Below are 13,443 nucleotides of genomic sequence, written 5' to 3'. Positions count from 1 at the left end.
GAGGGCGTCTCACGTGGCAAGTCGCGAGCTTCTTGTAGCAGGTCAGGGCAGCGGCCAGGCCGAGGAAGGCGAGGAAGTGCGAGCCCTGGCTTTGTTGGTGAGTTGCGAGAGCGCCTGTAGCTCAGCGTGGAGAGCGCCCTCTTCCACGGGAGAGTGATGTCGCTGAGTTTTGAGAGCGCCGGGGTGCTTGCTTCGGGAGCATGGTTGTGCTCTGCACGACGAGGGGGCCCGGGTGCTGCCGAAGTCCAAGGTCGATCTGTACGCGGCGATCCGTCGTGATGCGAAGGCTGGTCTGTCGAGCCGTGCTCTTCAGCGGAAGTACGGTGTCGGGTTCCTGACCGTGCAGAAGGCGTTGTCGTCGGCCTGGCCGGAGCCGCGGAAGAAGCTTCCGCCGCGGCCGACGCGGCTGGATCCGTACAAGCCTTTGATCGATGAGATGCTGCGGGCCGACCTGGATGCTCCGCGCAAGCAGCGGCACACGGTGAAGCGGATCTTCGAGCGGCTGCTGGACGAGCACGGGGCGGACGAGCACGGGGCGGACGAGATCTCGTACCAGATGGTCCGTGGCTACGTTGCTGACCGGCGTGAGGAGATCCGGGTCCAGGCCGGGCGAGGTGTGGTGGAAGCCTTTGTCCCGCAGACCCATAAGCCCGGAGCGGAGGCGGAGGTTGACTTCGGCGACGTGACGGTGCGGTTGGCCGGCGAGTTGGTGACCTGCTACCTGTTCGCGTTCCGGCTGTCCTATTCGGGCAAGGCCGTCCACCGGATCTTCGCCTCGGCGGGTCAGGAGGCGTTCTTCGAGGGCCACGTCCACGCTCTCAACGTGCTGGGCGGAGTGCCGACCGGGAAGGTCCGCTACGACAACCTTAGGGCCGCGGTCGCCCAGGTGCTGGGCTTCTCCCGGCATCGCGTCGAGGCCGAGCGCTGGACCGCGTTCCGCTCCCACTACGGTCTGGAAGCTCTCTACTGCCAGCCCGGAATCCGCGGCGCCCACGAGAAGGGCGGGGTCGAGGGCCAGATCGGCTGGTTCCGCCGCAACCACCTCGTGCCGGTGCCCGAGGTCGCGACCCTCGCCGAGCTCAACGCGATGATCGACCAGTGGGACCAAGAGGACGAGGATCGCCGGATCCGGGTCCCGTCCTCGCACGATCGGCGAGTACTTCGCGGCCGAGCAGCCGCTGCTGGCGCCGCTGCCCCAGGAGCCCTTCGAGACAGGCCGGCTCTTCACTCTGCGAGTCGACCGCTACAGCCAGATCAGCGTCCGCACCAACCGCTACTCGGTGCCGGTCCGGCTGATCGGCCGGAACGTCCGAGCAATGCTGCACGCCTCCGAGCTGGTCGTCCATGACGGCCGAGAGGAGGTTGCCCGGCATGAACGACTGATCGCCAAAGGCGGCACCCGCCTCGAACTGGACCACTACCCGGAAGCTCTCGTGCGCAAGCCCGGCGCCCTCCCGGGAGCGACCGCGCTCGACCAGGCCCGCTCCGCAGGCCGGTTCACTCCCGTCCACGACGCCTGGTGGGAAGCGGCCGTCAAGGCCCACGGCGAGCGGGACGGCACCCGCGCGCTCATCGAGGTCCTTCTCCTCGGTCGGCACCTGCCGCACGAGCACCTGGTCACCGGACTCGCCGCTGCCCTCAAGACCGGGGCGCTGACGGCGGACGCCGTCGCTCTTGAAGCCCGCAAGGCAGCAGACGCCGACACTGCCCCTGCCGAGGCCCCAGAACCATCAGCGGGAAGCCGAACCAGCATCGCCCCGCTGCCGGCTGCCGTCCGGGCCCGCCTACCACCCGACAAACGGCCTCTGCCGTCGGTCGCTCACTACGACCAGCTCCTGCGGCTCCGCCGCGACCGCCCCACCCCCTGAAGGAGAACAGCGTGTCCATTCCCCGCCAGCGAGGACTCACCGAACAGGCCGCCACGGCCGCGATCGACCATGCATGCCGGATGCTGAGGCTGCCCACGATCAGGTCCCAGTTCCCCGAGCTCGCAGAAACCGCCGGCCGCGAGCAGATGTCCTACCTCGGATTTCTCTCCGAGCTCCTCCTGGCCGAATGCGACGACCGGGCCCGCCGCCGGTCCGAGCGGCGCATCAAGGCCGCCGGATTCCCACGCGACAAGTCACTGCGCAAGTTCGACTTCGACGCCAACCCGAACATCGACGCGGCCATGGTCCACACCCTCGCCAAGTGTGAATGGATCAAGAAGGGCCTGCCGCTCTGCCTCATCGGCGACTCCGGCACGGGCAAGTCGCACCTGCTGATCGCGCTGGGCACCGAGGCCGCGATGGCCGGTTACCGGGTCAAGTACGTCCTGGCGACAAAGTTGGTCAACGAGCTCGTCGAAGCAGCTGACGAGAAGCAGCTGACCAAGACCATCGCCCGCTACGGTCGCGTCGACCTGCTCTGCATCGACGAGCTGGGCTACATGGAGCTCGACCGCCGCGGCGCCGAACTCCTCTTCCAGGTCCTGACCGAACGCGAGGAGAAGAACAGCGTCGCCATCGCCTCCAACGAGTCCTTCTCCGGCTGGACCAAGACCTTCACCGACCCCAGGCTCTGCGCGGCCATCGTCGACCGCCTCACCTTCGGCGGCAACATCATCGAGACAGGAACCGACTCCTACCGCCTCGCCACCACCCGAGCCCGCGCCGAACAACAGCTGGCCACGAGCTGACCTGGGCGCACGAGGCTTCGTGAGCGTCCTCAGTGCTCACGGATCCTTGACCACCACCAGCCGCCCTCCGTGAAGGCGTTCACCGGCCCAGGGTTGGGCAGAGTGCGACGCTCGAACTCATCGTCGATACGAGCAACCAGCCGGCCGAGATCGCGCCGGGCACCGCGAGGGAGGTGAAGCATGACCTCTTCCAGATCATCGCGGGCATACTCCGCCTCCAGTCCGGGCTGCCAGACCTGGGATGCGTTCAGATAACGGCCGGGTTGCCTGAACGCCCACTCGAAACGAGCGAGCGCGTCAGCAACTGCGCCAGGCCACATCCGCTCATCCTCGACGCGGCGGACAGCTGCACGAGTCTTTGCGGAAACGCCCCGGATCCGCCGAACTGCAACGTGTCTGCGAGGCCGCCACAGCTCAGCACGGACGGCCTTCGGGCGCCTACGCGGCATCGCCCTTTCTGATCAACATGCCGTCATCCTGTCACGAACGAGGCTGGCTCCGCACGCACGATCGAGCTCCCCGCCACTCGGGGTGCTCTTACTTCCCACCAACATTCACGCGCTCTTCGGTCACGGCGTGATGCCGAAACCCACCGACAAGTGCTCTCGCTTGAAACCTACGCAGCCAGAGCCCTTTCGTTCATATCGGATGGTCAGGTGGCGGTAGCCGAAGAGCCAAGCAATCGACCGCTCGATCTTCCAGCGGTGCCGACCGAGGCGTTCGCCGGACTTGATGCCCGGCCGCGCGATGCGCGCGAGGAGCCCACGCTCGCGCAGCCGGCAGAGGTGTTCGGCGGAGAAGTACGCCTTGCCCGCGCGGAGTTTGACGGGCCGGCGTCGCCGTGGTCCCCGGCGGGACCGGGCTGCGGGATGCCGAGGATGAGCGGCTTGAGGGCGAGACTGTCGTGCATGTTCGCACCTGACACGGCGACGGCGAGCGGGATGCCCTGAGCATCGGACAGCACGTGCAGCTTGCTGCCCTTCTTGCCGCCATCGACCGGGTTCGGCCCTGTCAGCGATCCCCCCTTTTGGCGCGAACGGAGGCCGCGTCGACGATCGCCGAGGTCCAGTCCACTTCGCTCCGGACCCCGAGTTCGTCCAGCACCGCCCGATGCAGCCGACGCCACAGGCCGACCTCGGCCCATACCGTGAAGCGGCGATGCGCGGTGGCGGAGGACGTGCCGGACGTCGGAGGCAGATGCCGCCAGCACAGCCCGCTGGTCAGCACGTACACCACTGCGGTGAACACGGCCGGCTGGTCGCGCGGAGCGGTCCCGCCACCTTGCGGTCGAGCCGCGAACGACGGCAGCAACGGGGCGACCAGCCTCCAGAGCTCATCAGGAATCAGACGCTTCGACAGATCAGCACTTACGGCCGGCATCATGCCGCTCGAACATCAAGTCACATGGGACAGCCTTCTATGCCTTGACTGATGAGGCCGATCTGGCGGCCTGCTCGATCTTCGCGCAGTAGGCGGTGCGGGCGTCCTCATCGATCTGCATCTCGTGTTCGGGGCGCATCCCGGTTCGGCCGTCCACGCCTTCGCGCAGGATGTCGGCGTGCCCGGCATGCCGGTTGGTCTCGCCGAGGACGTGGACCAGGATGGCGAACAGGTTCGTGTCGGAATAAGGCACCGGCCACCACGGCACGTGGCCCGGGGCATCGAGGGCAAGCGCGTCGATGGTCGCGTCTGAGTGTTCCCACGTGCGCCGGTAGGACTCGATGATCTGATCGCGCGCCTCGTCCTCAGCCGCCCACAGATCGCTGCCATCGGAATCCTGCCACCGGCACAGCGGTTCCGGAGACGGGCGGTCGAAGACCTCACCGAAGTACCTGGCCTCGACCGTGGCCACGTGCTTGACCAGACCGAGGAGGTTGGTCCCGGTCGCCGTCAGAGGCCGGCGCGCGTCGTACTCGGACAAGCCATCGAGCTTCCACAGCAGCGCCTCACGGTCCCGTCGCAGTCGCCCGTGCAAGGTGCTCTTCGCGAATTCATCGATCATGCGGCATGAGCCTGCCATGGGCTACTCGTGGCCTCAAGATCCTGTACGTGCACCGCAACGACCGGCAGTGCTGAAGCCCGGCCATGGCCACCACCCCGAGCTACTGAAGAAGCTCGCGGGACTTGCCACGTGAGACAGCACTCTTAGTGCAGAGAATGTTAGGCAGTACGTGCCTTCTCTGAATCAAGTGCGTGTTTCTGATCCCTGGCGTGGCTTCGGTCGTCTCTCGCTTCGCGAGCTTCGATCGCAGCTACTGATGCGGCCGAAGCGGTCAGCGGCTCGCGACAGGGCTGTCACAAGGTTCCGAGATTTCTTGACCTTGACCCCGCGGGAAGGGCAACAGTTTCTCCGTAGATCAGTGTGCTCGCCGGCCAGGCAAGACGAAGAGGGGGAGTTCGCGTGACCGCGACCTGCGTCATTCTCGACATCGGCGGCGTGCTGGAGATCACGCCGGAAACCGGATGGGTGCAACGGTGGGAAGAGCGGCTGGAGCTGCCGCTGGGCACCGTGCATGAGCGGATGCGCGACGTGTGGCGTGCCGGAAGTGTCGGGAGCATCAGCGAACGAGAGGTGCACGAGCAGGTGGCGGCCCACCTGGGCCTTGACACGCCCCAGGTTGAAGCCTTCATGGCTGATCTTTGGGCGGAGTATCTGGGGACGCCGAACGAGGAGCTCATCGAATATGTGCGGGGGCTGCAGGGGAGATGCAGGCTGGGCATCCTGAGCAACAGCTTCGTCGGGGCCAGGGAGCGGGAGTCGGCGCTGTACCACTTCGACGAACTCGTGGAGCAGATCGTCTACTCGCATGAGATCGGCATTGAGAAGCCTGACCTGCGTGCCTTCGAAGCTGTTTGCGCCGGCTTGGAGGTGCAGCCGGAGAACTGTCTCTTCGTGGACGATGCCGCAGCAAACGTTGAGGCCGCCCAGGCGGCGGGCATGCACGCGCATCTGTTCCGAGACAACACCGGGGCGATCGCGCGCATCGCATCTCATCTGGAAGCTGGCCCCTTGACTCCAGCACGCGTCCTGCTCGGATGACGCTTCTGACTGGTCGCTCCCGGCCGGACCGAGTTGATCGCCTTGCGAACCGTCCGCCCTGACACGGTCTTCCGCTCGCTGATCTTGCGCCTGCCGTTTGGGGGTGTTCTGATGCCCGGGCGCTGTTGATCAGGGCCAGATCCGCGGCTCACGGCCGCGATCGTGTCTGAAGAAGAGGGCGTGTGGGAGTCACTTCACTATGCCGGGCCACCGTCAGGTGGCACGACCCGGACGGCTTCCGGTTTGGGAAACGGCAGCATCTCCCACCCCAGTGGCCACCCGTCCGTATACCGCTCCCCTACGTCAGGCTCCAAAACGCGCGGGACTCGGCGCTGCCACCACCGACCGCTGCGCTGCTCATGGCCGGGCCAGGGGACGGTTGCCGTTTGAAAGCGTTCGTCCAAGGTGTTGAGCTGGGCTCTCATCGCTGCTGCTACCTGCTGCGGCAGCATGGGCAATGCCCGTGCCAGCACCTCTCGACACCAGCAGTCGTTGGTGAACTCCGGGTGGGACCAGGCGTAGCCCTCCTCAATCTCCTCGACCATCTCCCGCCAACTGCGGATCAGAGAGCCAAGCGTCGGTGGACGCGGCACGGCCGCAGCCGCTGCTACCGCAGCCTGCACCTGTTGGTGCTCCTCAGTCCTCAATAAGGGGTTCTCGCCAGCCCCGAGAGCGTGATCCATTCGCTCACTGTCGCAGACGCACTCCCTGGTCCACGAGGCCAGGCGTCACGGCCTCGACAGAGGAATACGACTGTGAGGAACAGGTGTTCTGCGCCAGTACAAGACGGACTGGACGAACTTCACCAAGCGCGACTGGACCGACCGCATCAGCCGCCCAACTAGGGGCAGAGCTGTGGTTCAAGCACAGGTCGGAAGTCCCGCCTGGATGCACGGCGCCGATCCTCAACACAGGGCGGTCTGACCAGACAGCTTACGTATGCGCAGGTCGTCGATCCGTGGCAGGCCAAACCAGTTGACGGGGTCGGCAGAATGTCCGGCATGGGTACAGACATGAGCGGCTTTCTCGAGTATCGAGCGTCGCAGGACGGCCGGGAGGCAGCCTGGTACACCGCGTACGACCTCGACTCCCTCGGAAAGCCATGGAGACGCTCGCAGCGCAGCACGGTGACGACAACGTGCGCCTCGTCGTGTGGTTCGACGACTGAGCCAGTCACTGCGGCCCCTCGCCGGCGCCTCTTTCGGACTATCTCGAGCAGGCGCGTGGCTGCCCGGAGCCACGCTGCCTGGGACGAACTCGTGACCACCCCGCTGAGCAAGGAACTTGAGCAGCGAACTCGGACCTTGGCAGCGCCTCATGCTCAGCAGGCAATCGCACGTTGTTGCCGTCGGGGATGATCGAGGAAGAGGCTGGGCGCGATGGAGGGACGACGGGATGGCGATCAGTGGGCTGCATCCGGAGAGGACGGCTCGGCTCGAGGCGCTCGTCGATGAGTGCCGGCCGCTGTTGACGGGTGAGGGCGGGATGGCTGCAGTGCAGCAGCTGCTGACTGAGCGCCGAGTTGAGGTGCTCGATGCGGTGGTGATTATGCGCGAGCTTCTTGGAGCGGGCCCCAAAGCCCTTGGCGAGGCAAAGACGATCGTCCTGACGAGTCCAGGTAGGGGGCGCGAGCTGCAGGTGCATGATCAGTTCATGGATGCCGTCGAGCGGAACGGCGACCACGATGAACACTGAGGCATGTCCCTCGCCCGCTGAGTCGGCAGCCCGCCGCCGGCGGCGCGGCGGACTCTGAATTTGTCCTCCCCTGGAGCGCAGGACAGTAGCCGGTACTCCCGCCCCGCTCTCGCCCGGGGATGCCTCTTTCGCCCGCGTCTGACTGGGTGTTCAGCCGTGCCTCGAGGACCACCGTCCCCGACGAGCAGGACCCGCCCTTCCCCTAAGCAGCCGGCACGTCGCCGATATCCGCCGCGGATGTCCACCCCGCTCCGCAGGGAGCCACCCTGAAGCACCCCGGCCTGGACGCGTTGAAGCCCGATGAGCAGTTCGTGCAGGTTCTCACCCGCGCCCACCAGGACCGAGGCGGCCGTCAACGCCGCTTGTGACGACTCGTGCAGGGGCCCGGGTACGGGCGCCGTCCTTCGACGGAGTCAGCGGTGCGTCCCGCTGCACACCTTTCGATACGGCAACCCGGGCACGTAGGTCTCCCACTCCTCCCGCGTGATGTCCCGGCCTGCCCGCGAGCACGCCGTCTCGGTCAGCTTGCCGGGAGAAAGATCGAGAGAGTAGGTGTCGAAGGCACTGACGGTGCGCAATGTCGAGCCGTCGAAGTCGATGAGGTCGATACCACGGCCGGTGAGAACCAGCGGTTCGCCGAGGGGCAACCGGCTCTCCGTGTCCCACAACTGGACCTCGGTGCCGCCGAATTCGGAATCGCTGTCGTCCGTCCCGCCGCCGACCACGGTCGCCAGGAGCGTGCCGTCCCCGGAAAAGGCGAAGTGGGAGAATTCCTGACCCTGGCTCGAACCTCCGTCCGTCAGGCTGCTGTTCATGCGCGCCAGACGTGAACGTGCTGTGCCGTCCCAGAGTTCGACCCATCCTGAATTCAGCAGTGTCGCGATCTTCTCACCGTCCGGGGAGGAGGCGATCTCCTTGACGTCGGCGCCCTCGAAGACGTTCTTCCGGACTTTTCCGGAGCGCGGGTCGAAAACGTCGCCCGCGGCGGTGAACAGGGCGCCGTGGGAGTTGAATGTTCCGGCCCCGGCGCGCGGGAAGGTACGCAGCGGCTTTGCCGGGTTCTTCGTTTCCCACAGATAACCGCTGTCGGGATCCAGAGGGAACTCGCCGTTCAACCACGCATACAGGTAGCGCCCATCGGGCGACAACGTCACCCGAGGCATCACGGATGTGCTCGCGGGGCCGGGCACGGGCACGCGGTGCAGCTTCTTTCGTCGCCCGGTGTCCCACAGGACGATCGACGCGCGGCCGTCCTCGGCGACCTCGGACAGCGCGAGCAGAGCCCCCTTGTCGCTGAGCGCGCTCGCCGGGAAGCTGCCGACGGCACTGAGTACGCCCTGACCCTGCGGGAACGGGGCGCCCGTCTTCCTGCCTGTCGCCATGTCCACGAGCTGGAGGGAATGCCCGTTCGGCATGGACACCCCCAGAGTACTGCCGTCCGGTGCGAGAGAAGCCGACCGGGAGAACTCGGTGGCCCGCGGTCCGCCGCCGTTGTCCCCCGGGTTGTCGACGACGTCACGCATGTCGAACTGCCGTACTTGGTCGGAGTCTCTCAGTAGCACCCTGAGCATTTTGGCGGAACCGTCGAGGACGGCGCCGTCGACAGATCCCTGCACGGGGACGGTCACCATGCTCTCGGTCGGATGCTCGACGGCCCAGATGTCCACCCCGTCGTCCGCGATGCCCACCACGTGGCGGCCGTCCGAGCTGAAACGGGTCCGCTTCACATCGGCGGGGACCCACCAGTGGCGTTCTCCCGTCCGAATGTTCCAGAGCTCGATGGTGTCGCCCATGGTCACGAGCGCCGACGAGCCGTCAGGACTGAACGTGGCGTGACGGACGTCTTCGCATTTCCGCTCCGGAGCCCAGACCTCGTCTCCGTTGTACTCGTCGGGCGAGGTGTTGCCGACTTTCCCCGACTCAATGGTCAGAAACCTGAGTTTCTGGCTGTCGGTGCAGGTGATCAGCTGATCCCCGCCGGGGGACAGATAGGTGGGACGATCGAGCGCATGCGGCCAGGTGGCCCCGGTCTCTCCCGAGGCGGAGACGAGGCGGCGCACCTCGGGATCGTCGGAGCGGAACAGGACGTCACCCGTATCGGTCACTCCCTCGGCCGTGAAACCGTCAGCGCCCCGGAAACGCTTTCCGGTCGTTTCGCCGTCCGCGGTCCGTACTTCGTACGTGCCGTCCTGGTAGGAGAGGAGGACGTACCTTCCGTTGTCGCTGGCAGTCGGATAGCCGGTGGACCGCCAAGTGCCGTCGTCGTCACGGATGTCGATCAACGGTTTCGCCACCAGTCCCAACCGGTCGGACGCGAACTCCCAAAGACGCAGGGTCCGTTCGTTCATGGTGAGCACCCGCTTGCCGTCCGGCTGGAGGAAGCGGATTCCGCCCGCCGGGACCCGAGCGTCGACGGACGGCCCCTCCCATCGGGTGGCCGCCGTGAGCAGGGCCGCACGGGCCTCTGCGACCGGGGCGATCTGCCAGGCGGCGACACTCAGTAACTGGGCGGTGCTCGGCGCGGTGCTCCGGAGGGCTTCGGCGTTCTCGACAAGGTTCCGTGCCGCGGTCTCGTCGCGCTGGCGTGCCGCGTCCCCGTACTGCTGCCAGGCGACGATGCCGACCAGCAGCGCGATCACCGACAGCGAGGCGACGACGCCCAGCAGGACACGGCGGCGACGGGCGTTGCGAGCGGCGCGCTGCTCCGCTTCCCGGAGGAAGAGCCGTTCCAGCGGGTTCGGCCCGATCGTGGCAGAGGCGGTGACCTGCCAGGCGAGAGCCGTCTGCAGGGCGGTGCCGTGCGGCAGGTCCTCCGGGCGCCGTCCGTGCCGGTCCCACACCTGTGCGGCCTCCGCGACATCCAGCCGTACGGCCAGGGCGGCGCGGTGGGCGGCGACCCACTGCTTCAGCCGGGGCCAGGCCGGCAGCACCGCGGCACTGACCGGACGAAGGGCCTCCTCATCGGTGCGGAGCAGAATCCCGGCGTCGGTGAGCGCATCGATCGCGCGGACCAGGGCCTCGATGCCGGCGGTGCACTCCTCGGGCCGCGCCACCCGCACCGAGTCCAGCGATCCGTCCACGGCGTCGCCGGGTACGACAAGCCGGAGCATCAGTTCCTCCGCGGCCGACCGGCCGGCGTCCGGCAGCGCGGCGAAGGCGGCCTCCGCGCGCTCGCCGAGCGGGGGTTCCACCACGGCGGGAGTCTTCGCGACCGGCTCCGCCCTGCGGGCGCCCGTCTCCATCAGCATCCGCCGGGGGTCGGCGGACCCGGGTAGATCGCCGATCAGTCCGGTCAGCAACTCCAGCGAGGACGGCCGACGTTGCGGATCCTTCGCCACCGCGGCGGCGACAAGCGGGCGGATCCTCGCCGGCAGCAGGGACAGGTCGGGTTCCACGAACGCCGTGCGGTGCGCGACCTCGCCGATGTTCGCCCCGCGGAACGGCTCCACTCCGCTCGCGGCGAAGATGATCAGCGCACCCCATGCGAAGATGTCCGCGGCCTGCGTGGCCCGGCTCCCGGACAGCACCTCGGGCGCCATGTAGCCGTAGGTCCCCATCACCGCGCCGGTGCTGGTGAGCGACATGCCTGGAGCCCGTGCGATGCCGAAGTCGATGACTCGTGGGCCCTCGCCGCTGAGCAGTACGTTGCCGGGTTTCAGGTCCCGGTGCAGTACGCCGCTGTGGTGGATCGCGGCGAGCGCGGTCGCGACCCCGATGGCGAGCCTGACCAGGGAGTCCTCGGGGAGGGCGCCGTCCTGCCTGATGGTCTCGTCGAGCGTCCGTCCTTCGACGTATTCGGTCACGATGTACGGGGTGTCGCCGTCGATGCTCGCGTCGAGGACCTTGGCGGTGCAGAAGGGGGCGACCCGGCGTGCCGCCTCCGCCTCCTTGACGAAGCGCGACCGTGCGGCCGGCTGGGCCTCGCGATGCAGCGTCTTGAGGGCCACCCGGTCGCCCTGCGGACCGTACGCCTCGTACACCACCCCCTGACCGCCCGATCCGAGCCGGGCTGCCAGCCAGTACTCGCCAAGTTTCTCCCGGTCCTCCGGAAGCAGCTTCGTCGCCAACTCGGCCCCCTGGTCGCTGTCGTGCGCGGTTCTGCATCCTAGGACGCCGGACGGTGATCTCCAGTTGCGGTACGGTGCGGCACGGTGGCGACCCCGGACGCACGGTGGCTGCGACCTCTCGCTTTCGGAGGCAGTGGGTGAGAGACAGCCGGGCGCTGGTGGACTGTTGCCGGCAGAGGGCCTATCTCAGGGGTTGGGGTTCGCTGGCTTGCGGGTGAGGTATCGGTGCGATTGAGACGCTGCGGCCGACGGCGCTACCGCCCGCACAGTGTGCGAGGCGTGCGAGCGGCAGCGGGGCCGGCCGCCGTCCTTTGCTGGGAGGTCAGGGGGGTCGGCTGGGGAGCCGTGCAACCTTTGGGCGGACGGGGAGTCCAACCATCATGCGGAAACGTGCCTTTGCCTGCCTCGGCATCCTCCTGGCCGTCACTGCCGCATGCTCCGGCAGCAGCGGCACTGACAAGCCGGAGCAACGCCCGCCTGTCGCCTCCTCCGCCTCCGTCTCCGACTTCAACGGCGACGGCTACAGCGATCTGGTCGTCACCGACTCCGGCGCCACGGTCCAAGGTGTCCACGACGCCGGCCAAGTGGTCGTGGTCCACGGCTCCGAGGAGGGCCCCGACGCCGCGCGGTCCCAGGTCGTCGACCAGAACGGCCTGGGACTGGGCAAGGCCGGGCAGGGGGGCCGGTTCGGCGCCCACTCGCTCAGCGCGGACCTCGACAGCGACGGCTACGCGGACCTCGTCGCGACAGCGGGCAGGAACACTCTCTTCGTCGTCCGGGGCGGCGAGCGCGGCCTGTCCGTGGCCGGCGCTGCCCGCCTGACCGGCATGTTCCCCGTGGCCGGTGACTTCAACGGCGACGGCTACGCCGATCTCGTCACCACGGACACCGAGACGGACATAGGCACCCTGGCCCTCGGCCCCTTCACCCGCGCGGGCAAGCCGGAGCGCACCGTCCGTCTCGACCTCGCCCCGGAGGGCGAACCCTTCACGTCCGGGGACGACATCGCCACACCCTCCGCCGCCGGGGACGTCACCGGCGACGGCCGCGACGACCTCGTCGTCACCTGGTCGATGTACGGCGACGGGAACTACACCCCCCGCGCCACCGTCGTGTACCGGGGTGCCGCCGACGGTCGGCTCACCAAGGGCCCGCGCCTGAAGGACGCCCAGGGCAAGGACCTTTACGGTCAGGAGCCCGTCACCGCCGACATCGACAAGGACGGCTACGCGGACATCGTCATGGGCCTCGCCTGCGAAATGCTCGGCGATCCCGTGCCGCCGAAGGGTGGCAGCCGGATCGAGGTCTCCTACGGCGGCCCCAAGGGGCAGAGCAGCAGGCTCGAGCCGGTCCGTATCACCGAGCAGGCCGCACTGCCGGGCTCGCCGAAATTCACCTACTGCACCTTCGGCCACGCCGTGTCCGCCGGCGACACCAACGGCGACGGTTACGCCGACGTCGCCTTCAGCGGCCGGGCCGGAACGGAGGGTATGGGGCGCCCCACCGTCATCCTGCTGCTGGGCAGCGCCAAGGGGCTGACCACGCAAGGCGCCCTGCTCTTCAGCCGGCTCACCCCCGGCATTCGGGGATCCGACGACATCGAGGCCGGCTTCGGCAACGGGACCGCCCTGCTGGACACCGACCGGGACCACTCGGCGGAACTGGCGATCGGTAGTTCCGGGTCCGCGGGCGGCAGCGACCCGATCGTCTGGGTCCTGCCCGGCTCCGCCCGCGGCGTCTCGACCTCGCACACCGTCACCTTCGAACAGGACGCCCTCGGCATCGCGCTCACCGCGGGCCGCGGCTACTACGGCTTCGGCCGGTGAGGTGTCTCGTTGTCCGTCCGTAGTCATGGGCCGGCGAAGAAGCCCCCCGCGACACAGCCCAAAGCCCTGTCCGGACACGCCCGGAGTTCGGCGCATTCCACCGATGTCGGCGCGAGCAACCGGTCAGGCGCCGGGGTG

The 13,443-nt window shown here is 67.9% G+C and carries 7 protein-coding genes and 2 pseudogenes; 5 read left to right on the top strand and 4 right to left on the bottom strand.

Features of this window, described 5'->3' with window-relative positions; all coding sequences use genetic code 11:
• The first annotated feature begins 235 nt into the window (after nt 1–235).
• Nucleotides 236–1,868, top strand: a pseudogene (gene istA / locus AB0K36_RS07440) (IS21 family transposase).
• Between the two features lie 11 nt (nt 1,869–1,879).
• Nucleotides 1,880–2,677: an IS21-like element helper ATPase IstB gene (gene istB, locus AB0K36_RS07435; protein ID WP_364589591.1), complete on the top strand. Its 798-nt coding sequence runs from the start codon at nt 1,880–1,882 to the stop codon at nt 2,675–2,677.
• Between the two features lie 29 nt (nt 2,678–2,706).
• Here the strand turns inward: istB and AB0K36_RS07430 are convergent, their stop codons facing one another.
• The 3 genes and pseudogenes from AB0K36_RS07430 to AB0K36_RS07420 form a co-directional block, all read right to left on the bottom strand.
• A complete protein-coding gene (locus AB0K36_RS07430) occupies nt 2,707–2,997 on the bottom strand; it encodes a hypothetical protein (protein ID WP_364589588.1) in 291 nt (96 codons plus the stop codon).
• Nucleotides 2,998–3,246: 249 nt separating this feature from the next.
• A pseudogene (locus AB0K36_RS34710) lies at nt 3,247–4,057 on the bottom strand (IS5 family transposase).
• Between the two features lie 37 nt (nt 4,058–4,094).
• Nucleotides 4,095–4,679, bottom strand: coding sequence for a DinB family protein (locus tag AB0K36_RS07420; RefSeq protein WP_364589582.1), 585 nt, complete (start codon nt 4,677–4,679; stop codon nt 4,095–4,097).
• A gap of 399 nt (nt 4,680–5,078) precedes the next feature.
• Here AB0K36_RS07420 and AB0K36_RS07415 point away from each other — a divergent pair, with 399 nt between their 5' ends.
• Both AB0K36_RS07415 and AB0K36_RS07410 read left to right on the top strand, forming a co-directional pair.
• Nucleotides 5,079–5,717, top strand: coding sequence for an HAD-IA family hydrolase (locus AB0K36_RS07415; RefSeq protein WP_364589579.1), 639 nt, complete (start codon nt 5,079–5,081; stop codon nt 5,715–5,717).
• Between the two features lie 1,395 nt (nt 5,718–7,112).
• Nucleotides 7,113–7,412, top strand: a complete 300-nt coding sequence (locus AB0K36_RS07410) for a hypothetical protein (RefSeq protein WP_364589576.1) — start codon at nt 7,113–7,115, stop codon at nt 7,410–7,412.
• A gap of 413 nt (nt 7,413–7,825) precedes the next feature.
• Here the strand turns inward: AB0K36_RS07410 and AB0K36_RS07405 are convergent, their stop codons facing one another.
• Nucleotides 7,826–11,479, bottom strand: a complete 3,654-nt coding sequence (locus tag AB0K36_RS07405) for a protein kinase domain-containing protein (RefSeq protein ID WP_364589573.1) — start codon at nt 11,477–11,479, stop codon at nt 7,826–7,828.
• Between the two features lie 380 nt (nt 11,480–11,859).
• Between AB0K36_RS07405 and AB0K36_RS07400 the strand changes: the two genes are divergently transcribed.
• Nucleotides 11,860–13,305 carry an FG-GAP-like repeat-containing protein gene (locus AB0K36_RS07400; protein WP_364589571.1) on the top strand — a complete coding sequence of 482 codons (1,446 nt, stop codon included), beginning with the start codon at nt 11,860–11,862 and terminating at the stop codon, nt 13,303–13,305.
• Nucleotides 13,306–13,443: the final 138 nt, after the last annotated feature.

It is taken from the genome of Streptomyces kurssanovii (assembly GCF_040677245.1).
Classification (GTDB): Bacteria; Actinomycetota; Actinomycetes; order Streptomycetales; family Streptomycetaceae; genus Streptomyces; species Streptomyces kurssanovii.
The sequence above is the reverse complement of the archived record's forward strand: the minus strand, read 5'-3'. Positions and strand labels throughout refer to the sequence as shown.